Here is a 21,801-nt window from a genome sequence, read left to right on the forward strand (position 1 = left end):
TATTTTTGATTAACTTAAAATTTATGAAGGGGCTTGTAGGAAATATAGTTAATTCCTACTAATAAAGCACTGAAAAGATATGCTTTAAAGTGTTACGGCAGAAACTATATTTCCTATTTAGCTACCTAGTATAATTTTTTAATAAATTAATTTTTATAGGGAGATAAGTATGAAGATAGCACAAAAAAGTTGTATAGAGTTTGTAGATGTACTAGCTTCAAAATCAGCAGTTCCAGGTGGAGGTGGAGCAGCAGCTTTAACTGGGTCTATAGGGATTGCATTAGGTAGTATGGTATGTAATTTAACTATAGGAAAGAAAAAATATGCTGAATATGAAGAAAGTGTAAAATGTATATTAGAAAAAGCTAGAATTTTAGAAAAAGAATTACTAGATATGATAGATGAAGATGCAGAGTGTTTTCTTCCTTTATCAAAAGCTTACGGGTTACCTAGTTCTACAGAAGAAGAGAAAAAGGTAAAAAATGACACTATGGAAAGTGCCCTTAAGACAGCATGTGAAGTACCAATAAAGATAGTAAAGGTATGTTATGAAGCTATAAAACTACACGAAGATTTGGTAGACAAAGGATCAAGGCTAGCAATAAGTGATGTTGGTGTTGGAGTACAATGTCTAAGAGCTGCAATTCTTAGTGGACAATTAAATGTTTTTATAAATATAAATTCTATAAAAGATGGACAATATGTTGAGACTGTAAGAAATGAAGTCAATCAACTTGTTGAAGATGGAGTTAGAATTTGTGATGAAGTTTATAAAAAGGTTGAATTAGCTTTAAACAAATAAACTTTATGTATTTTTAATTTGAAATTTTATGAAATAAGATATAGGGGGCAACAAAAAGATGAACGAAACTAATTTAAAATCACAAATAATAAAAGGTAAGCCTGTGGCAGATAAGATAAGTGAAGATTTAAAAAAAGAAGTTAAAAGCTTAAATGAAATGGGTATAAACCCTAAGTTAGCAATAGTTAGAGTAGGTGAAAGACCTGATGATCTAGCCTATGAAAGAGGAGCACTTAAAAGATGCCAAAACATAGGAATTGAAACGGAAGTAGTAGAGTTAGAGGAGAATATAAGCCAAGAGGAATTTATAAAGGCTGTGCATAAATTAAATGAAGATGATAAAGTTAATGGGATTTTAACATTTAGACCACTTCCAGATCATTTAAGTGAAGATGAAATAAAATATGAGATAAGTCCTAAAAAAGATATAGACTGTTTTAATCCTATAAACACAGCTAAAATAGTAGAAAATGATAAAACTGGATATCCACCATGTACACCAACGGCAGTTATAGAAATATTAAAACACTACGGTATAAGCTTAACTGGTGCAAATATTGTTGTTTTAGGAAGATCTATGGTAGTTGGAAAGCCACTATCAATGCTTTTATTAAATGAAAATGCAACTGTTAATATATGTCATTCTAAAACTAGAAATTTACCAGAAATAGCATCTCAAGCTGATATATTAGTAGCAGCAGTCGGAAAAGCTAAAATGGTTAAAAAGAACTATGTAAAAGATGGAGCAATAGTAATAGATGTAGGTGTAAATGTAGACGATCAAGGTAATTTATGTGGAGATGTTGATATGGAAGATGTATTAGATAAAGTTTCTATGATAACACCAGTACCAGGAGGAGTAGGAGCTGTAACAACTTCTATATTAGCTACTAATATCATTAAAGCTTGCAAGTTACAAAACAAAAATAAATGGGGGTTTTCAAGGGGGAATAGAGATGATAATTTCTGAAAATAAGCCATTTGAAGAGATTTTAGGTTATGTCAAAGATGCTAAAAAACTAGTTTTAGTAGGATGTAATCTATGTGCATCTACTTGTAAAAGTGGTGGAGAAACAGAAATTTTAAAGATGAAAGACTTATTAGAGGCTGAAGGAAAAGAAGTTTTAGGATATAAAGTATTAGACCCTGCATGTAATCTTTTAAAATCAAAGAAAGACTTGAAAGAGTTGAAATCTGAGATAAAAGAAGCTGATGCTATATTGTCCTTAGCTTGTGGAGATGGAACTCAAACAGTGGTTAAAAATATAAAAGATAAACCAGTATATCCAGCAAATGACACTTTATTTATAGGTGAAGTTAAAAGAGTTGGAGAGTTTGAGGAAGCATGTAAAGCATGTGGCTCTTGTGAACTTGCATGGACTGGAGGAATATGTCCGGTTACTATGTGTGCTAAAGGATTATTAAATGGAGCTTGCGGTGGAGCACGAGATGGAAAATGTGAAGTGAATCCTGAAAATGATTGTGCTTGGGTTCTTATATACAATAGATTAAAAGCAATAAATCAACTGGATAACCTATTAGAGGTAAAAGAGCCAAAAGATTATTCAAAAGCGTGTAATCCACGTAGCTTAAGTTTAAAGAAAAAAGAAGCTATGGCAAATGCTTAAATAGTTTTAAAAGGTTGAAGGGGGATAAACAATGAGCTTATTAAGAGAAGCTTTAGAAAGCGGTAAGTTTGCAATAACTGCTGAGATGGCTCCTCCAAAGGGAATAGACTTATCACGCTTAGTAGAGTGTGCAAAAGCTGTTAAAGGAAGAGTACATGCTGTTAATGTAACAGATTTTCAATCTGCAGTAATGAGAACAACTTCACTTACTACATGTAAATTGTTGAAAGATGAAGGATTAGAACCAGTTCTACAAGTAACTGGAAGAGATAGAAATAGAATTGCAATTCAAGGAGAATTATTATCAGCTGGTGTGTTTGGAATAGAAAACATGCTAGCATTAACAGGCGACCACACCATAGTAGGAGATCATCCTCAAGCTAAACCTGTATTTGACTTAGATTGTGTTGGTATTTTACAAACAGCACAGAAACTTTCGGAAGGGACAGATATGGTAGGCAATCAATTAAAAGGATCACCAGAATTTTATTTGGGAGCATCCGTGACACCTCGATACACACCTATTGAAATACAATTATTAAAAATGAAAAAGAAAATAAATGCAGGAGCTAAGTTTTTTCAAACTCAAGCTGTATATGATATAGATACAATGAGAGAATTTAAAGAGCATACAAAGGAAATGAATACTAAGATTTTGGCAGGTATAATTCCATTAAAATCTCCAGGAATGGCTAAGTTTATGAATGAGAATGTTCCAGGAATATATGTTCCAGAGGAGCTTATAGATAGATTAAGATCAGTAGGAAAAGAAAACTGGGCAAGTGAAGGAATAAAAATAGCAGGAGAATTAATTCAACAATTAAGAGATGAAGATTTATGTGATGGAGTGCATATAATGGCAATTGGATCAGAAGAAAATGTTCCAGCAATTTTAGATGCAGCAAAATTATAAATTTCATAGGGGGATTGAGAAATGAAAGTAGCGGTAATCGGAGGAGGACCAGGTGGTTATGTAGCTGCTATAAAAGCTGCTATGCTTGGGGCTGAAGTTACAGTTATAGAAAAAAGAAAAGTTGGAGGAACTTGCTTAAACGTAGGATGTATACCGACAAAAGCATTATTAGCATCATCATCATTAATATCATCTATAAAAGAAGCTAAAGGTTTTGGAATACATATAAATGGAGAAGTAGAAGCCAATTTTGATGACATAATGAATAGAAAAAATAAAGTAGTAAGTCAATTAATTAGCGGAATAGAATTTTTATTTGAAAAAAGAGGAATTAAATTAGTTAATGGATTTGGTAAATTAGTAGGTACAAATAAAGTAGAAGTTAATAAAGAAGATGGAAGTAAAGAATTAGTAGAGGCTGACAAAATAATACTTGCAAATGGATCTCAGCCAGTTATACTACCGATGTTTCCTTATGATGGAGATAATATTATAACTAGTGATGAAGCATTAAATCTAAAGCATGCTCCTAAGTCATTGTTAATCGTTGGTGGAGGAGTTATAGGATGTGAATTTGGTCAATTTTTTAGAACTTTAGGAACGGAAGTAACTATTGTAGAAATGTTTGATCAATTACTTCCACTTGAGGATAAAGATGTTGCTAAACAGTTGCAAAGGCAATTTAAAAAAGATAAAATTAAGGTGATGACAGGGGTTAAGATCGGAAAATGTGAAATAGTTGACAATGAGGTCGTAGCAACTCTGTCTAATGGGAAAGAAGTTAAAGCTGAAAAAGCCTTACTATCGATAGGAAGAAAACCTTATCTTGATAATTCGGGAATAGAAGATATAGGAATACAACTAGATAGAGGCAAGGTTATAGTGAATGAAAATTTAGAAACTAACGTTAAAGGTATATATGCAATTGGTGATATAATAAACACACCATTTTTAGCGCATGTAGCATCAAAGGAAGGATTAGTAGCAGCACAAAATGCTGTTTGTGGCAATTCAAAGACTGTAAATTATGCAGCAGTTCCAAGATGTGTATATACTGAACCAGAAGTTGCAGGAGCAGGTAAAACTGAAAAAGAGCTTCAAGAAAATGGTATAGAGTATAATACAGGACAATTCGATTTTAGAGCACTAGGAAAAGCTCAGGCAATAGGACATTTCCAAGGTTTCATTAAAATATTAGCAGATAAAAATGACAAAATAATAGGAGCGTCTATAGTAGGACCTCATGCAACTGATTTATTAACAGAACTATCTTTAGCAGTTCACTTAGGATTAACAGTTGAGGAAGTAGGGGATGTTATACATGCACATCCTACATTATCAGAAGGAATAATGGAAGCACTTCATGATGTTCATGGTGAATGTGTGCATGCAGCTCCTAAATTAGCAAAAGCATAAATAGAATAAATAAGTTCTATTTAGACAAACAAAGGGGGAAATCTTATGGGATTTAATATTGCAGTGGCAGGAAAAGGTGGAACTGGAAAGACGAGTCTCACAGGCCTTCTAATAAACTGCTTAGTAAAAGAAAATAAGGGGCCAATATTAGTAGTTGATGCAGATGCAAATGCTAATATAAATGAAGTACTAGGATTAGATATAGATGTAACATTAGGTCAAATAAGAGAAGAAATAAACCAAAGAGAAAAACAAGGTAATGCATTTCCAGGAGGTATGACTAAAGCTCAATACTTACAATATAGACTGAATACTTCTGTAGCAGAAGGGCCGGGATATGATTTGATAGTTATGGGAAGGTCTGAAGGAGAAGGGTGCTACTGTTATGTAAATGGAATTTTAAGAGAGCAAACAGATAAACTTTCAGATAGCTATGATTACCTAGTTATAGATAACGAAGCTGGTATGGAACATTTAAGTAGAAAAACTACTAAACATATAGATAAATTACTTTTAGTTAGTGACTGTTCAAGACGTAGTATCCAAGCAGTTGCAAGAATAAGAGATTTAGCTAGAGAGTTAAACTTAAATGTAGGAGATATGCAGTTAGTAGTAAATAAAGTTCCAAATGGAATTTTAAATGATGGTGTAAAAGAGGAAATAGAGAAGCATAAATTAGATCTTTTAGGTGTTGTACCTTTAGATGATATGATATATGAATATGATTCTTCAGGTATACCTTTAATAAATTTACCTGAAGATGCTAAGTCAAAAATCGCTATTAAAGATATTATATCTAAATTAGAATTAAATTAGACTAAGGGGGAAAAAAATATGGCATTTAAGATGTCTGTTCAAAAATACTCTGGGAAAATATCAGAGGTTGAAATAGGTTCAGGGGAAAGAGCTATAAAAATAGGAGGAGAAAACATACTTCCTTTTTATAACTTTGATGGAGATCAAGCAAATACACAAAAAATTGGTGTAGAAATGCTAGATGTATATCCAGAAAACTGGACTAGTGAAATTAAAAACTTATATGAAGATGTAGCTAATGATAGTGTTAAATGGGCTAAGTATATAGAAGAAAAAATAGAACCTGATTTTATATGTTTAAGATTAGAGGGTGCAGATCCTAATGGATTAGACAAAACTCCTGAAGAATGTGCAGAAGTTGCTAAAAAAGTTTTAGAAAATGTATCATTGCCAATAGTAATAGCAGGATGTGGAAATCATGAAAAAGATGCAAAGGTATTTGAAAAAGTGGCTCAAGCTATAGATGGATATAATTGCTTATTTATGTCAGCTACAGAAGAAAACTATAAAGGAGTAGGGGCTGCAGCTGGAATGGCTTATGGTCATAAAGTAGGAGCCGAATCTTCAGTTGATATAAACTTAGCTAAACAATTAAATGTTTTACTAACTCAATTAGGGGTTAAGCAAGAAAATATAGTTATGAACGTTGGATGTTCAGCAGCTGGATATGGATATGAATACGTTGCATCTACAATGGATAGAATTAGACTTGCAGCACTTGGTCAAAATGATAAAACATTACAAATGCCAATAATAACACCGGTTTGCTTTGAAAGTTGGAATGTAAAAGAGTCTGTTGCAAGTATAGAAGATGAACCAGCATGGGGTTGTCCGGAAGAAAGAGGAATATCTATGGAAATTTCAACAGCATCAAGTGCTTTAGCTGGAGGATCAAATGCAGTAGTGCTTCGTCATCCAAAATCTGTAGAAACTATAAAAACTTTAATTAGCGAATTAGCATAATAAGTTAAAAGGTTAGGGGGAGAATAATATGGCTTTAAAAGCTTTAGATATATTTAAATTAACACCAAAGAAAAATTGTAAGGATTGTGGTTTTCCAACTTGTATGGCGTTTTGTATGAAAGTTGCATCAGGGGCGTGTGAAATAGGAAAATGCCCTCATATGGCTCAGGAAGCTTTAGATAAATTATCAGAAGCTACTGCTCCACTTATGAAAAGTTTAAAAATTGGAGTAGGAGAAGCACAATATGATTTAGGTGGAGAAACTGTATTATTTAGACATGAAAAAACTTTTTTAAATAAAAATAGATTTGCAGTAGAATTTTGTGACTGCATGACAGAAGATGAAATAAATTCTAAATTAGAAAATATAAAAGCTGTAAACTACATAAGAATAGGTGAAGAAATGAAAGTAGAGATAGCGGCTTTAAGATATACTTCAAATAAAGAATCATATTTAAATTTAATAAATAAAGTTAAACAAAGTAATTTAACTTTAGCATACATGATAATATGTGAAGATGCTCAAGTAGCTAAGGAAGCTCTAGAATTATTAAAAGGCGAAAATCCAGTAGTTTATGGAGCAAATAAAGATAACTACAAAGAGATAGTTGAATTAGTTAAAAATGATAAGTTAGTATTAGGTGTAAATGCATCTAATTTAGAAGAATTATACTCTACAACAGAAGCTATACAAGCTTTAGGATATAAAGAACTTTTATTAGATGCAACTGGAGAAACAATGAAAGACACATTTACAAATGTAGTTCAAATAAGAAGAATATCTTTAAAAGAACAAGATAGAACATTTGGATACCCATCATTAGTATTTGCAAATAAATTAGCTAAAAATGATCCTAATATGGAAGTTGCTATATCTTCAATATTCACAGTTAAATATGGATCTATAATAGTATTAGATGATATAAATTATGCAAAAGCTTTACCTTTATTTGCACTTAGACAAAATATATACACAGATCCACAAAGACCAATGAGAGTAGAAACTAAATTATATCCTATAAACAATCCAGATGAAAATTCACCAGTTTTAGTTACAGTTGACTTTGCACTAACTTACTTCATAATCGCGGGAGAGATAGAAAGATCTAAAGTACCTGTATGGTTAGCAATACCAGATGCAGGAGGATATTCAGTTTTAACTGCATGGGCGGCAGGTAAGTTTGGAGGAAGTTCTATAGCTAACTTTATAAAAGAAATCGGAGTAGCAGAAAAAACTAAGAATAGAGATTTAATAATACCAGGTAAAGTAGCAGTATTAAAAGGAGATATAGAAGATAATTTACCAGGATGGAATGTAGTAATTGGAACAGAGGAATCAATGGAATTACCAAAATTCTTAAGAGAATATAAAGCCAATAAAGAAACTGCTATGGCTTAAATTCAATAAACTATATTTAATAGGGGGAACAAATCACATGGAAAAATTTATGATAATAGGAGAAAGAATACACTGTATATCGCCATCAATAAGAAAAGCTTTAGAAGAGAGAGACCCAGCTCCAATACTAAAAAGAGCTAAAGAACAATTAGACGCTGGAGCTCATTACATAGATTTCAACATAGGGCCAGCTGAAAGAGATGGAGCAGATATAATGACTTGGGGTGTTCAACTACTTCAATCAGAATTTAACAATGTACCATTAGCCTTAGATACTGCAAATAGAAACGCTATAGAAGCCGGACTTAAAGTTTATAACAGAGATAATGGTAAACCTATAATAAACTCAGCTGATGCGGGGGGAAGAATAGAGTTAATAGATTTAGCAGGGGAATACCAAGCTAAAGTTATAGCTTTATGTGCTAAAGAAGGTATCCCTAGAGATAATGATGAGCGTATGGCATACTGCCAAGAATTATTAGAAAGAGGATTAATGGCAGGATTAGAACCAGAAGATATGTTATTTGATCCACTATGCTTAGTTATAAAAGGAATGCAAGATAAACAAATGGAAGTTTTAGAAGCTATAAAAATGATGACTGAAATGGGACTTTTAACAACTGGAGGATTATCAAATGTTTCAAATGGATGTCCTAAACATGTAAGACCTATATTAGATAGTGCATTCGCAGCTATGGCTATGGCAAATGGATTTAGCTCTGCTATAGTAAACCCATGTGATGAAGAATTAATGAGAACTATAAAATCTTGTGACATAATAAGAAATTCTAGTCTTTATGCAGACTCATATTTAGAATTAAATGAAGGTGGATTTGCATATAACGTATAGTAAGTATTTATTTTATATATAGTATAGATATAAAAGGGGGAAATAGAGTGAAAAATTTGTACAGTACTGTTTTTAATGGATCCGAGCAGGCATTAGAAGCTGCAAAAGGATTGCTTAATGAAGCTATAGAAAAACATGGTAAAGACCATAAAGTTGAATTCCCAGATACGGCATATTCGCTTCCTTGCATATATGCTGCAACAGGAAAGAAAATTAATAATTTAGGAGATTTAGAATCTGCACTAGAAATTATTGAAAGTTTAATAAATAAAACTCATTTATTAGAACATGTATTTAATTCAGGATTAGCAACAGCTTTAGCAGCAGAAGTAATAGAAGCTATAAAATACTCAATGAGTGATGCTCCATATAGTGAACCATGTGCAGGGCATATAACAGACCCTATAATAAGATCTCTTGGAGTGCCATTAGTTACAGGAGATATACCAGGGGTTGCGGTTGTACTTGGAGAATGTCCAGATGCAGAAACTGCAGCTAAGATAATAAAAGACTATCAATCTAAAGGATTATTGACATTCTTAGTTGGTAAAGTTATAGATCAGGCTATTGAGGCTGGAGTGAAAATGGGTCTAGAGCTTAGAGTCATACCTCTAGGATATGATGTAACAAGTGTAATACATGTTGTGTCAGTTGCCATAAGAGCAGCACTAATATTTGGAGGATTAGTTCCTGGAGATTTAACTGGATTACTAGAATATACAGCTAAGAGAGTTCCAGCATTTGTAAATGCATTTGGACCATTGACTGATTTAGTTGTGTCTTGTGGAGCAGGAGCAATAGCTTTAGGGTTCCCAGTTATAACAGATCAAGATGTGTTAGAAGTTCCAATGAACTTATTAACTCAAAAAGATTACGATAAGTTTGTAGCAACATCTCTAGAAGCTAGAGGAATAAAAATAAAAATAACTGAAATACCAATACCAGTTTCTTTTGCAGCAGCATTTGAAGGTGAAAGAATAAGAAAAAATGATATGCTTGCTGAATTTGGTGGAAACAGAACAGAAGCTTGGGAGTTAGTTAGAAAGAAAGAGCTATCTGAAGTTGAAGATCACAAGATAGAAATTATAGGTAGTGATATAGATCAAGTTGAAGCTGTAAATGGAGTTGTAAGGTTGCCTCTTGCAGTTATAGTTGATATAGCTGGTAAGAATATGCAAGAAGACTTTGAACCAGTTTTAGAAAGAAGATTACACTACTTCTTAAACTATATAGAAGGTGTAATGCATGTTGGGCAAAGAGATATAACTTGGGTAAGAATCTCTAAAGATGCTGTTGAAAAAGGATTCAGACTAAACCATATAGGAGAAGTTATATATGCTAAGATGCTAGATGAATTTGAATCAGTAGTTGATAAGTGCCAAGTTACTTTAATAACAGATGCAGAAGAAGTAGCTAAATTAAAATCAGAGTATGCAACTCCTAGATATACTGCTAGAGATGAAAGATTAGCTTCTTTAGTAGATGAAAGTGTTGATGAATTCTATACTTGTAATTTATGTCAGTCATTTGCACCTGCACATGTTTGTGTTGTAACACCTGAAAGACTAGGTCTTTGTGGAGCTGTTAGTTGGCTAGATGCAAAAGCAACAAAAGAACTTGATAAAACAGGACCATGCCAACCTATAATAAAAGGTGAATGCTTAGATGACTTGAAAGGTGTATGGCAATCAGTAAATGATGAAGTAAATGCTATATCTCAAGGTGCGGTTGAAAGTGTTACATTGTACTCTATATTAGAAGATCCAATGACTTCATGTGGATGTTTTGAATGTATATGCGGTATAATGCCAGAAGCTAACGGATTTGTTATAGTAAATAGAGAATTTGCAGGGATGACTCCTGTTGGTATGACATTTGGAGAACTTGCTTCAATGACAGGTGGAGGAGTTCAAACTCCAGGATTTATGGGTCACGGAAGACAATTTATATCTTCTAAGAAATTTGCTTATGCAGAAGGTGGACCATCTAGAATAGTATGGATGCCTAAAGAATTGAAAGAATATGTTGCAGATAAGTTAAATGCTGCAATGATGGAATTACATGGAATAGAAAACTTCACAGATATGATTTGTGATGAAACTATATCTACAGATTCTGAAGGAGTATTAGAATACCTAGAAGAAAAAGGTCATCCGGCTTTAAGCATGGAATGTGTGATGTAATATTATCTTATAAAATTTGAGGAGTGAAACAATGAAAGTTATACCAAGTTTAAAATACTGCAAAGAGCATACATGGGTAAAAATAGATGGAGAGTATGCTTATATAGGAATAACAGATTATGCTCAAGATCAATTAGGTGAAATATTATTTGTTGAGATGCCTGAAGTAGAGGATGAATTAACTAAAGGTAGTGACTTTGGAGTTGTAGAATCATCAAAAGTTGCTTCTGATTTAATAGCTCCTATATCTGGAGAAGTTGTACAAATAAATGAAGATTTAGAAGATGAGCCAGAAGCTATAAATGAAGATGCTTATGATGCATGGATAATAAAAATAAAGATGTCAGATCCAGAAGAGTTAGATAGTTTAATAAACTCTGATGGGTATGAAGCTAGTATAGAGGAATAACAAGAAGCTGTTTCAAGTGAAATTGTAAAATCAATTGATCTTGGAACAGCTTTTTTGATTTCAAAATTTGATAAAAATAAAACAAAAATCAAGGTAATATGATTGTTTACATAGAATATATATTTAGGGGATAACTTTGTAACTTAGTGACTTTAAATAAGGGGGATTAGCATGGTTAAAGTAAAAATATTGTCTCATAAAAAAGAGATTGAATGTAACAAAGAGGATAATTTACTAGATGTTCTTAGAGAAAATGATATATTTATCGATGCTCCTTGCAATGGAAGTATGGTATGTGGAAAGTGTAAAGTAAAACTAAAAATGGTAAAGTAGATTCTAAAATGAATATACACATAAATGAAGAAGAAAAAAGCAAGGATATATTCTTTCGTGTGCAAGTAAGGTTATTGAAGATATAGAAATTGAAGTTCCTTCAAAACTTTCAACATCTATGAATGAAATGAAAATTGAAGGTAGTGATAATAATAAAGATAAAAAAATATTTGATAAATCAATCAACATATTAAAAATCAATTCATTAGATTTCAATAAAAAAATATTTAAAAAATATATAGAGATAGATGAGCCAAATTTAGATGATAATATAAGTGATATAGATAGAATTCAAAGACATATTAGAAATAATTTTGGATATGAAAATATAGAGTTTAGTTTGAATTTACTTAGGAAAATCCCTTTAGTAATTAGAGATAATAATTTTAAGGTAACTATAACTTATGAACTGAAAAATAACATTGTTTATTTGATTGATATTAATAATGGAAATACAGAAGATGAATTTTATGGGATAGCTGTTGATATAGGAACTACATCAGTTGTAGTTTGTTTAGTTAATTTAAAAAATAATGAGATTATGGGAAAAGAGTCATCAGGAAATGCCCAAATTAAATATGGGGCAGATGTAATAAATAGGATAATATTCTCAACTAAAAAGGATGGAATTAAACTTCTACAACATGCAATAGTAGAAGAAACTATAAACCCACTAATAGAAAAGTTGTGTAATAAAAATAAAATTGATAAAGAGTATATAAGTTATTTTGTAGTTGCAGGTAATACGACAATGAGTAGCTTATTTTTAGGAGTACATGCGGATTTTTTAAGACAAGAACCTTATATACCTCCATTTGTAAAATCTCCAAATTTAAGTGCTCATGATATAGGATTAAATATAAATAAAGATGCTACTGTATATCTAGCACCATCTGTAGCTAGTTATGTTGGTGGAGATATAACAGCAGGGGTATTATCTGCTGGAATATGGGCTAGTGAAGAAAATGTATTGTTTATAGACTTAGGAACTAATGGAGAGATTGTGTTTGGAAATAAAGACTATATGATGACTTGTGCATGCTCAGCAGGGCCCGCATTTGAAGGTGGAGGAATAAGTTGTGGTATGAGAGCTTCAAATGGAGCTATAGAGAAAGTAGATATAGATAAAAATACTTTAAATCCTAAATTAAAAATTATTGGAGATTGCAATCCAGTTGGAGTTTGTGGTTCAGGAATAATAGATATTATATGTAAAATGATGATAAGCGGAATTGTTGATAGAAGAGGTAAGATTAATAAAGAATTAAAAAATAAACGTATAAGATTTAATGAACATGATATAGGAGAGTATGTGCTTGCATTTAAGGAAGAGTACAATATAGAAAATGATATATCGGTAAATGAAGTAGATATAGATAATTTTATAAGAGCAAAAGGAGCTATATATTCAGGGGCATCTATACTTATAGAAAGCTTGGGCATGGATTTTAGTGTAATAGATAAAGTTTTAATTGCAGGAGGTATTGGAAATAGCTTAGATATAGAAAATTCTATTATGATAGGTTTATTACCAGATATAGATAGAGATAAATTTGACTATATAGGTAATAGCTCTCTTATAGGTTCTTACTTAACATTAATAAGTAATGATGCGAAAGATAAGTTAGAAGAAATAGGAGATCAATTAACATATGTAGAATTAAGCGTATATCCTACATATATGGATGAATTTATATCTGCTTGTTTTTTACCTCATACAAATATAGAACAATTTCCTTCAGTTAAAAATATATTAGGAGAATAAATCTATGAATTTAAATCGAAAAATTAATTTATCATATGATACAAAAGTTAAAAACTTTGGAAATGATATTGAGTTTGCATATCCAACCCAAACCTTAGCAGTGAGTATAACAGATACAAACTGTAGTCTAGGATGTGCTCATTGCAATGGTCATTATTTAAAAAACATGACACCTATAGCTGAATATGAAAAAGATATAAAAAAGAGAAATATAACTAGTATATTATTAAGTGGTGGATGCAGCCAAGATGGAGATGTTCCTATAGATAGTCATATAGAAACTATAAAAAATTTAAAACAAAAGGGCTATAAATTAAATTCACATATAGGACTTATGAATAAAGAAAATATAGATTTGGTCTGCAATTTTTTAGATTATGTATCATTTGACCTTGTATTTGATGAGGATACTATAAAAGAAGTATATAAAATTAATAAAAGCAGAGAAGAATACATAGCTACATATGAATATATAAAAAGATACACAAAGGTAGCTCCACATATATGCATAGGACTAAAGGGTGGAAAGGTAAAAGGAGAATATGAGATTATAGACTATCTTGAAAAAACCAGCCAGATCAATTAACTTTTATAGTTTTAATACCTACAAAAAATACTGAGTATGAAAATGTAGAGCCACCTAATTTAGATGAAGTTATAGATGTATTATGTGAAGCGAGAATAAGGCTTCCAAAAACTAAAATAAATTTAGGCTGTATGAGGCCCAGGGGCAAATATAGAAGTGATTTAGATAAATTAGCAATAGAATGTGGAATAAATAAAATTGTATTACCGTCAAGATCATGTAAAAACTTAGCACTTGAAATGAAGTTAGATATTAAAGAGAGTAAGGAGTGTTGCATATTATGATTAGATTGTCTATTGGAACTGCAATAGAACTTGGTATAAAAAGAGGACAAAGCGACATACCTCCTACTACTGCTTATATAATGATAGGAAATCAGTGTAATAATCGATGTTCATTTTGTTCACAATCCATTGAAAGTAATAGTAGAAAAGATAAACTGTCTAGAGTTTTATGGCCAGAATATACAAAAGAAGAAATTTTAGATGCTTTTAAAAGCTATGAAGGAGAAAATATAAAAAGAATATGCTTACAATCAATGGATAGTGAAGAATCTCTTAATGAAGTAAGAAAATTTGTTAAATATGTCAATTCTAATTTAAATATACCTATATCTTTATCAGCCAAGTTAGAAGATATGGATGAAATTGAAAAATTCTTTGATCTAGGAGTTGAAAAAATAGGTATAGCTATAGATGCTGCAAATAAGGAATTATATGAGAAGATAAAAGGAACTAATTTTGATAAAAAAATAGATTTTATAAAAGAAGCAGGACTTATATATCCAAATAGAATTAGTACGCATATAATCGTAGGATTAGGAGAAATCCACAAAGATATATATGATTTATATAAAACTCTGAAAGGTTATAATATAACAATTAGTTTATTTGCATTTACACCTGTAAAGGGAACTAAAATGGAAGATGTAAGCCAACCTAGTATAGAGAGTTATAGAAGAGTTCAACTTATGACGTATATGATGGATAAAGGGTATAATGGAGATTACTTTAAATTTGGATTAGATGGGTACCTAGAAGAAATAGAGATAGATGAATATATAAAGATGGATATATTAAAAGGAAAGCCATTTGAAATAAAAGGATGTAAGAATTGCAATAGACCATATTATAATGAGAGACCAGGACATACAATATATAATTATTCAAGAAAGTTAAGCAAAGAAGAAATTAAACTAGCAATTAAAGAAATTAACTTAGATATAGGGGAAGCAAAATTATGCAAAAGTGGAGAGTAATAAAAAACAAAACTTATGATGGCTCAATGAATATGGCTATAGACGAAGCTATTACTATTTCGTATAAAGAAGGAAGATGTAAGCCTACACTAAGGTTTTATTCTTGGAATCCTAGTTGTTTAACTATAGGATATTTTCAAAAGTTTGAAAGTGAAGTAGATATAAAAAAATGCAAAGAGTTAAAAATAGACTGTGTAAGAAGAGTTACAGGTGGAAGAGCCGTATTACATCAAAATGAGTTAACTTATTCTATAATTGTAGGAGAAGACAATGAACTGATGGATAAGAGTATAAATAGTTCATATAAGTTCATAAGTGAAGGAATTGCAAATGGATTAAAACTTGAAGGTATAGAGGTTGATGATTTAAGTAAGGGAGAAAAAATTAGTAGAGAGAAGCTTTCAGCTGCGTGTTTTAATGCACATGCTTCATATGAAATAACTATAAATGATAAAAAAGTTGTAGGAAGTGCACAGCATAGAAATGATGGAGTTATATTACAACACGGGTCTATTGTATTGAATTTCAATATAGATGATTTGTATGAAATTATAAAAACCAAATCTCCGGAAATAAAAGAAAGAGCAAAGAAGTTTACGTTAAGTAAGGCAAGTGGTATTGAGAATGAAATAGGAAGAAAAATAGATATAAACAGCCTCGAAAAATCCATTGTAAGAGGAATGGCAAAGACTTTTAACGTTGAGTTTGAAGAGGAAGAGCTAACAGATTATGAACTAGATTTAGCCAAGTGTTTATATAGTAAATATTCTTCAGATGAGTACACAAATAAAAGATAATTTATATAAGTAAAGGAATTGACTTCAACCAAAATTTGGTGTTATACTCAAAATATACAAAGTTATTTGAAATCATGAAGATTTCTTTAAGGGTTTTGAAATACCTTGGAGGGATCTTTTTTTGATTGAGTATAAAATTAATATACTAAGGGGGATTATGTTATGTGTGAATCAGCAGCTTATGTTTTAAAAAACAACAATCTTGAAAGAGTAATGGATAATGTGGTTAGTGTAGACCCATACGAAGGAAAAGTATATTTAACAGATTTACTAGGAGAGCAAAAAATAATCGATGGGGAAATAAAAGAAATAAGACTTATGGATCATAAAATAATAATCAAAGAATCAGTATAAAACAAATTTTAATTTACATAAAAATGTAATTGAGGGGAAGAAAATATGATAATAGCAGTTATAGATGGAATGGGAGGCGGAATAGGAGCTCAAGTTGTATCAGCTCTTAGAGATGAACTTCCATCGTACATAGAAATATACGCACTAGGGACAAACTCAATAGCAACAAGTTCAATGATGAAAGCACACGCTAATAAAGGTGCTACAGGAGAGAATGCTATAATAGTTTCAACAAAAAAAGCTAGTATAGTAGTTGCGCCAGTATCTGCAGTTATACCAAATGCAATGATGGGTGAAGTAACCGCTAGAATTAGTGAAGCAATCTCAGATAGTGAAGCTTTAAAAATATTACTTCCTATAATGCCAGAAGATGTAGAAATGGTGGGATTAGAAGGAAAACCATTATCACTGTTGATAAAGGATGCAGTAAAAGTGATAAAAAAAGAATTTAATATAAAATAAGGGGGATTATAAATGCTATTTAATAAAACTAGTGTAAGAAACCACCATGGTCACGACCATGATCATGAGCATATAGAACATTCAGGTGCGGCTGTAGCTGAAAATAAAGATGAAAAAACTCTCAACATACTTCTTGTTCATTGGGTAAATCACAATGAATCTCATGAAGAAGGATTTAGAGAGTGGGCAGAAAAAGCTAGAGAAATGGGAAAAGAAGAAACTGCTAAAAATATTGAACAAGCAATTGATTACTTAAAAAAATCAAATGAAATGCTATTAGAAGCTAAAAAGAATATGTAAGCAAAATAAGGAGTTAATCTCCTTATTTTTATGTCGAATCAAAAAAATTGTAAAAAACGTTGACATCAAAAAAACAATCTTATATAATCATAGTATGGTAAAAATGAATACGGAGAAGTACTCAAGTGGCTCAAGAGGATCCCCTGCTAAGGGATTAGGCTGGGTTAACCGGTGCGAGGGTTCGAATCCCTCCTTCTCCGCCAGTAAGAACTGTTGATATTTCAACAGTTCTTTTTTTTAGGCAAAGATGATATTTATAACTCTTTAGAAATTAAAAATTTAGATAATGCGTTAATATTGTCGACTATAAAATCATTATTAAACTTTATGGGAATTATAGATCCTAATTTATAAAAAAATATTGTATTTCCATTGCTATCGATACCCTTATTAAGATTTATAAATATATTCAATATATTTTCTTCGGTAGAAATAGTATAAGTATCTCTAAATATATTTAATGGAAGTTTAAATTTTTTCTAGATATAAAATTTAAATGCAAAACAGACTTTGTAATTTTATATTTATTTAAAAGAACTTTATAATTTGAATTGTTTATATTTATATCTATGTAATCCAAACTTTCATCTATTATGTTTTTTATGTTATATATTTTTCCTAAGTAATAAATATCTTCGTAATTATGCAATAGTATTTTTTCTTTTAAACTAATATCTTTACTAATTAGAAAACTTTTATATAACTCAACACTTTCTTTTCCGGATATAGTATCTTCTCGTTGTATGCTCATGTATTTTTCTATTGTTTTTAGTTTACAATCAGATAAAGACAGTTTTTCTTTAAATGGTTTTACAATTCTTAAAATATCAATATCATCACATTTATCTATGGAAAAATCAATATCATTGGAATTAAACCTTGAGTTTAAAAAAGGTATATCAAAAGATACTCCATTAAATGTTATGTGATGATCAAAAGTTTTTATATCATTAATAAACTTTAAAAGTAAATCTTTTTCTTCTTCTTCAGACTCAGCAAAATATTGTTTAATTATAGTTTTGTTATTTAAATTATATAAAACCCCTATTAATATTACTTTACAATATTTAGGGCTAAGACCTGTGGTCTCTATATCGAATACGAAATGATTTTTTGGTATATCAATTAAATTATCTATAGTCTTAGTAATAACTTCCATAGGTTTACTCCTTTTTGTGAATATAGTATATAATATTAATTATAAAATAATATAAAGATAGTTCAAGGTGATAAATGATGATAGATATAAATGGATTAAATAGTAATCAAAAAAGCGCAGTAATGCACATAGATGGACCTTGCATGGTTTTAGCTGGTCCAGGTTCAGGTAAGACAAGAGTTATAACGTATAGAATAGTTAATATGGTTTTAAATAATAATATAAATCCTAAAAATATTTTAGCTATTAGTTTTACAAAAGCTTCATCAACAGAAATGAAAAATAGGGCTCTAAGCTTGAGTCATGATGTTAGATTAAATAAAGTTAGCTATGGTACATTCCATTCAGTTTTCTTTAGAATACTTAGATTTTTGAAAAGTACGAGCTGGATTGTATATTAGATGAAAAGAATAAAAAATTTGCTATAAGAGGAATCTTAAAAAATTTAAATATAGAAAATGCAGAAGATGATGATACAATCTTAAATGTTATAAATGAAATTTCTTATGTCAAAAACGAGTTAATGGATAAATTAGATTTTAATCCAGAAATACTTTCAAAGGATGAGTTTATAAAAGCTTATAATATGTATGAGGATTATAAGGAAAGTATCAAAAAGATAGATTTTGATGATATGCTTATAAAGACTTATCACTTATTACGAAATAATAAAAGAGTGTTAGAAAGAGTCAGAAATGCGTATAGATATATTTTAGTGGATGAATTTCAAGATATAAATAAAGTGCAATTTGAAGTTATAAAGTTAATAGCAAGTCCAAACAACAATATATTTGTTGTAGGTGATGAAGATCAAAGTATATATGGATTTAGAGGATCGAGACCAGACTTTTTATTAGAGTTTGAAAGATACTTTGAAAATAGCAAGAAATATGTTCTTGATATAAATTATAGATCAAAACAAGGTATAACAGATACTGCAAATAAGCTTATTCAATTTAATGAAAATAGATACGAAAAAGTAATTAAGTGTGATAGAGAAGAAAATGGAAGTGTAAACTATATAAAAACTGAAGACTCAGAAGAAGAAGCAAAATTTATAGCTAGAGACATAATTAAAAAATGTGAAGATAATTGTGTTAACTATGATGACTTTGCAGTTATATATAGGACAAATATACAGTCTAGAGCACTAGTAGATGTGTTTATGGATATGCATATACCATTTGTTGTTAGAGACTCAATTGTAACTATATATGACCATTGGGTTGCGAAAGATTTATTAGCGTATTTAAGACTAGGGATAGATACAACATTGAGTGAAGATTGGATAAGAATTATTAATAAGCCATTTAGATATATATCTAAAGATAGTATAAAGCTTGCAAGTGAGGATAGAGACTTCATAGGTGCATTAATAAATAAGGGTGGATTACATCCAAAACAAGTAAAGACATTAAATGATTTAGAAATAGATTTAAGTTATTTAAAGACATTATCGCCTAAGAATGCAATTTCATATATACGTACTAGTCTAGATTATGATAGATATGTATTAGATTATTGTAGTAATAGGAAGATTAAACCAAATGGGTTAATAGAAATTTTAAATGAACTAGAAAGTTCTTCAAGTAACTTTAAAACTATAAATGAATACTTAGATCATATAGAAAAGGTTAAATCTGAGATAGTTGAAAATAGAAATAACAAAAACTCAGAGGGAGTAATATTTACGACTATGCATAGTGCAAAGGGATTAGAATTCCCATATGTATATATAATAGGAGTAAATGAAGGAACAATACCTCATGAAAAATCTTATGATATAGAAGATGAAGAAAAACGAAAATCAGCTATAGAGGAAGAAAGAAGATTATTTTATGTAGGAATAACTAGAGCTCAGGATGAATTACATATAAGTTCACCAAAAACGAAATATGGGAAAAAAGTTTTTGTTTCAAGGTTTATTGATAATATAAAGTCTCCAACAAAAGAAGATATAAATGCAATCAAAATTGGGGATAAGATTTTACATAGTAAATTTGGGGAAGGAAATGTAATAGGGAAAGATGGCAAAATGATAGAGGTTAAATTTAAGGTTGGAGTGAAAGACTTAGATTACTCAATATGCCTAAAAAATGGAATTATAGAGAAAGCATAATAAAAAAGGTTATTCATATGAATAACCTTTTTATTATTTATTTAATAGTATATTCCTTCTTCAAACATATCTTTTAATTCATTTAGATTATTTGTTTTTCCTAAAGCAACTATAAGCTTTATTCTAGCCTTTTGCCCAGGTAAATCACCAGCAAATATACATCCTAGATTTCTTAAATCCCTACCAGAACCTAAATATCCATAACTATCAAAAACTCTACCAGAATGGCATCTAGATGCTATAACAACAGGTATATCTTTGCTTCTAGCATATTCTACACCTTTTAACATTTCTGGAGGTATATTTCCTCTACCCATAGCTTCTATAACTATACCTTTACATCCTTTATCAGCTGCAAACTTTATAAAAGAATCATCCATGCCAACACCTGATTTTATAAGAGCAACATCAGACTCAACTTTATCTACTAAGATTGTTTGTCTATCAACTATATCTCTAGATAACACAAGTTTATCACAGTCAATTATTCCTAAAGGACCACAAGTTAAAGATTTAAAAGTATTTAATGTAAGTGTATTAGTCTTAGTAGCTTCAGATGCTAATAAAACTTCATTACTTAGAACAACTAAAACACCTTTATTATAAGCTTCATCAGAAATAGCAGTACAAACAGCTGCAGCAAGGTTACTTGGACCGTCATATCCAAGTTCATCACTACTTCTCATTGCACCTGTAACTATAACTGGTTTAGGTGTATTCAATGTTAAATCTAGGAAATAGGCAGTTTCTTCTAAACTATCTGTACCATGAGTAACAACAACACCAGAAAATTCGTCTTTTGAAATTATATCGTTTATATAATTTCTTAAACTAAGCATTTTCTCAGGTGTCATATGAGGTCCTGGAATCTCATCGAAGTTGTATATCTCTATATCAGCAACTTTATCTATGTTAGTTACCATAGACATTATTTGCTCCCCAGATAGAGATGGTATAGCAGCACCTATTTTTTCATCCACAGTCATGGAAATAGTTCCACCTGTAAATACTATAGCTACTTTTTTCTTGTTTTGCATAGTATCGACCCCCTAAAATTTTTATTATATATATACATTAAATTATACCAAAAAAAGCGAGATAAATGTAGAATTGAGCATAAAAAAAAAGAGCTTGGGGAAGCTCTTTTTGCGTTAAACTAACTTCCGTTGTCAGTTTAACATTGGATATAAAGTCTATCCGTTCAAAAGGGGTATTGGGAATAGAGATTTTAATTAAGGTTATCAGGGGGATAACCATGTATATATAATACCAAGATTCGACAGAAAAAT

The 21,801-nt window shown here is 30.5% G+C and carries 24 protein-coding genes and 1 tRNA gene; 23 read left to right on the forward strand and 2 right to left on the reverse strand.

Features of this window, described 5'->3' with window-relative positions:
• Positions 1-169: 169 nt before the first annotated feature.
• From LEQ07_RS08260 to LEQ07_RS08355, 21 genes are all read left to right on the forward strand, one after another.
• Positions 170-802, forward strand: a complete 633-nt coding sequence (locus tag LEQ07_RS08260) for a cyclodeaminase/cyclohydrolase family protein (RefSeq protein ID WP_046824270.1) — start codon at positions 170-172, stop codon at positions 800-802.
• Positions 803-860: 58 nt separating this feature from the next.
• Positions 861-1,772: a bifunctional 5,10-methylenetetrahydrofolate dehydrogenase/5,10-methenyltetrahydrofolate cyclohydrolase gene (locus LEQ07_RS08265; protein WP_263330228.1), complete on the forward strand. Its 912-nt coding sequence runs from the start codon at positions 861-863 to the stop codon at positions 1,770-1,772.
• Positions 1,759-2,430: a methylenetetrahydrofolate reductase C-terminal domain-containing protein gene (locus LEQ07_RS08270; RefSeq protein WP_021428516.1), complete on the forward strand. Its 672-nt coding sequence runs from the start codon at positions 1,759-1,761 to the stop codon at positions 2,428-2,430. Before LEQ07_RS08265 ends, LEQ07_RS08270 begins: the two co-directional genes overlap by 14 nt.
• A gap of 31 nt (positions 2,431-2,461) precedes the next feature.
• A complete protein-coding gene (locus LEQ07_RS08275; RefSeq protein ID WP_046824272.1) occupies positions 2,462-3,343 on the forward strand; it encodes a methylenetetrahydrofolate reductase in 882 nt (293 codons plus the stop codon).
• A 21-nt stretch (positions 3,344-3,364) separates the two neighbouring features.
• A complete protein-coding gene (lpdA, locus tag LEQ07_RS08280; protein WP_263330229.1) occupies positions 3,365-4,759 on the forward strand; it encodes a dihydrolipoyl dehydrogenase in 1,395 nt (464 codons plus the stop codon).
• A gap of 45 nt (positions 4,760-4,804) precedes the next feature.
• Positions 4,805-5,575 (forward strand): ATP-binding protein, encoded by a 771-nt coding sequence (locus LEQ07_RS08285; protein WP_021431739.1) that lies wholly within the window; start codon positions 4,805-4,807, stop codon positions 5,573-5,575.
• 18 nt (positions 5,576-5,593) lie between these two features.
• The gene (gene acsD, locus LEQ07_RS08290) at positions 5,594-6,538 is read left to right on the forward strand and encodes an acetyl-CoA decarbonylase/synthase complex subunit delta (protein ID WP_046824274.1); all 945 of its coding nucleotides are present in this window, start codon (positions 5,594-5,596) and stop codon (positions 6,536-6,538) included.
• 28 nt (positions 6,539-6,566) lie between these two features.
• Positions 6,567-7,937, forward strand: a complete 1,371-nt coding sequence (gene acsC, locus LEQ07_RS08295) for an acetyl-CoA decarbonylase/synthase complex subunit gamma (protein ID WP_046824275.1) — start codon at positions 6,567-6,569, stop codon at positions 7,935-7,937.
• A gap of 37 nt (positions 7,938-7,974) precedes the next feature.
• Positions 7,975-8,787, forward strand: coding sequence for a carbon monoxide dehydrogenase/acetyl-CoA synthase methytransferase subunit (gene acsE, locus LEQ07_RS08300; protein ID WP_021431742.1), 813 nt, complete (start codon positions 7,975-7,977; stop codon positions 8,785-8,787).
• A gap of 47 nt (positions 8,788-8,834) precedes the next feature.
• A complete protein-coding gene (acsB, locus tag LEQ07_RS08305; RefSeq protein ID WP_046824276.1) occupies positions 8,835-10,970 on the forward strand; it encodes an acetyl-CoA decarbonylase/synthase complex subunit alpha/beta in 2,136 nt (711 codons plus the stop codon).
• Positions 10,971-11,001: 31 nt separating this feature from the next.
• Positions 11,002-11,379, forward strand: coding sequence for a glycine cleavage system protein GcvH (gene gcvH / locus LEQ07_RS08310; RefSeq protein WP_046824277.1), 378 nt, complete (start codon positions 11,002-11,004; stop codon positions 11,377-11,379).
• Positions 11,380-11,550: 171 nt separating this feature from the next.
• A complete protein-coding gene (locus tag LEQ07_RS20090) occupies positions 11,551-11,712 on the forward strand; it encodes a 2Fe-2S iron-sulfur cluster binding domain-containing protein (protein WP_317852047.1) in 162 nt (53 codons plus the stop codon).
• Positions 11,713-11,800: 88 nt separating this feature from the next.
• Positions 11,801-13,477 (forward strand): corrinoid activation/regeneration protein AcsV, encoded by a 1,677-nt coding sequence (gene acsV / locus LEQ07_RS08315; RefSeq protein ID WP_317852048.1) that lies wholly within the window; start codon positions 11,801-11,803, stop codon positions 13,475-13,477.
• A gap of 4 nt (positions 13,478-13,481) precedes the next feature.
• Positions 13,482-14,063, forward strand: coding sequence for a hypothetical protein (locus tag LEQ07_RS08320; RefSeq protein ID WP_263330230.1), 582 nt, complete (start codon positions 13,482-13,484; stop codon positions 14,061-14,063).
• 131 nt (positions 14,064-14,194) lie between these two features.
• Complete coding sequence (locus tag LEQ07_RS08325) at positions 14,195-14,347, forward strand: hypothetical protein (RefSeq protein ID WP_263330231.1); 153 nt, start codon at positions 14,195-14,197, stop codon at positions 14,345-14,347.
• Positions 14,344-15,321 carry a radical SAM protein gene (locus LEQ07_RS08330; RefSeq protein ID WP_046824280.1) on the forward strand — a complete coding sequence of 326 codons (978 nt, stop codon included), beginning with the start codon at positions 14,344-14,346 and terminating at the stop codon, positions 15,319-15,321. The genes LEQ07_RS08325 and LEQ07_RS08330 overlap by 4 nt, the downstream gene beginning before the upstream one ends.
• On the forward strand, positions 15,303-16,118 hold the full coding sequence (locus tag LEQ07_RS08335; RefSeq protein ID WP_263330232.1) for a lipoate--protein ligase family protein: 816 nt from the start codon (positions 15,303-15,305) through the stop codon (positions 16,116-16,118). Before LEQ07_RS08330 ends, LEQ07_RS08335 begins: the two co-directional genes overlap by 19 nt.
• A gap of 162 nt (positions 16,119-16,280) precedes the next feature.
• On the forward strand, positions 16,281-16,472 hold the full coding sequence (locus LEQ07_RS08340) for a CooT family nickel-binding protein (protein ID WP_021428376.1): 192 nt from the start codon (positions 16,281-16,283) through the stop codon (positions 16,470-16,472).
• 45 nt (positions 16,473-16,517) lie between these two features.
• Positions 16,518-16,934, forward strand: a complete 417-nt coding sequence (locus tag LEQ07_RS08345; RefSeq protein ID WP_021428408.1) for a DUF3842 family protein — start codon at positions 16,518-16,520, stop codon at positions 16,932-16,934.
• Between the two features lie 12 nt (positions 16,935-16,946).
• Positions 16,947-17,234 carry a hypothetical protein gene (locus tag LEQ07_RS08350; RefSeq protein ID WP_021431748.1) on the forward strand — a complete coding sequence of 96 codons (288 nt, stop codon included), beginning with the start codon at positions 16,947-16,949 and terminating at the stop codon, positions 17,232-17,234.
• Between the two features lie 111 nt (positions 17,235-17,345).
• Positions 17,346-17,437: transfer RNA gene (locus LEQ07_RS08355), tRNA-Ser, on the forward strand.
• A 254-nt stretch (positions 17,438-17,691) separates the two neighbouring features.
• Here LEQ07_RS08355 and LEQ07_RS08360 read toward each other — a convergent pair.
• Positions 17,692-18,393, reverse strand: a complete 702-nt coding sequence (locus LEQ07_RS08360; RefSeq protein WP_263330233.1) for a ribonuclease H-like domain-containing protein — start codon at positions 18,391-18,393, stop codon at positions 17,692-17,694.
• Positions 18,394-18,470: 77 nt separating this feature from the next.
• On the opposite strand from LEQ07_RS08360, the gene LEQ07_RS08365 reads away from it, so the two are divergent.
• Together LEQ07_RS08365 and LEQ07_RS08370 are read left to right on the forward strand one after the other, a co-directional pair.
• Positions 18,471-18,794, forward strand: a complete 324-nt coding sequence (locus LEQ07_RS08365) for a UvrD-helicase domain-containing protein (protein WP_263330234.1) — start codon at positions 18,471-18,473, stop codon at positions 18,792-18,794.
• A gap of 50 nt (positions 18,795-18,844) precedes the next feature.
• A complete protein-coding gene (locus tag LEQ07_RS08370) occupies positions 18,845-20,512 on the forward strand; it encodes an ATP-dependent helicase (protein WP_332843028.1) in 1,668 nt (555 codons plus the stop codon).
• Between the two features lie 41 nt (positions 20,513-20,553).
• On the opposite strand, the gene LEQ07_RS08375 is transcribed toward LEQ07_RS08370, so the two are convergent.
• A complete protein-coding gene (locus LEQ07_RS08375; RefSeq protein WP_046822752.1) occupies positions 20,554-21,549 on the reverse strand; it encodes an asparaginase in 996 nt (331 codons plus the stop codon).
• Positions 21,550-21,801 lie beyond the last annotated feature (252 nt).

Origin of the sequence: Paraclostridium sp. AKS73 (assembly GCF_025671395.1) — a bacterium.
Lineage (GTDB): Bacteria > Bacillota > Clostridia > Peptostreptococcales > Peptostreptococcaceae > Paraclostridium > Paraclostridium benzoelyticum.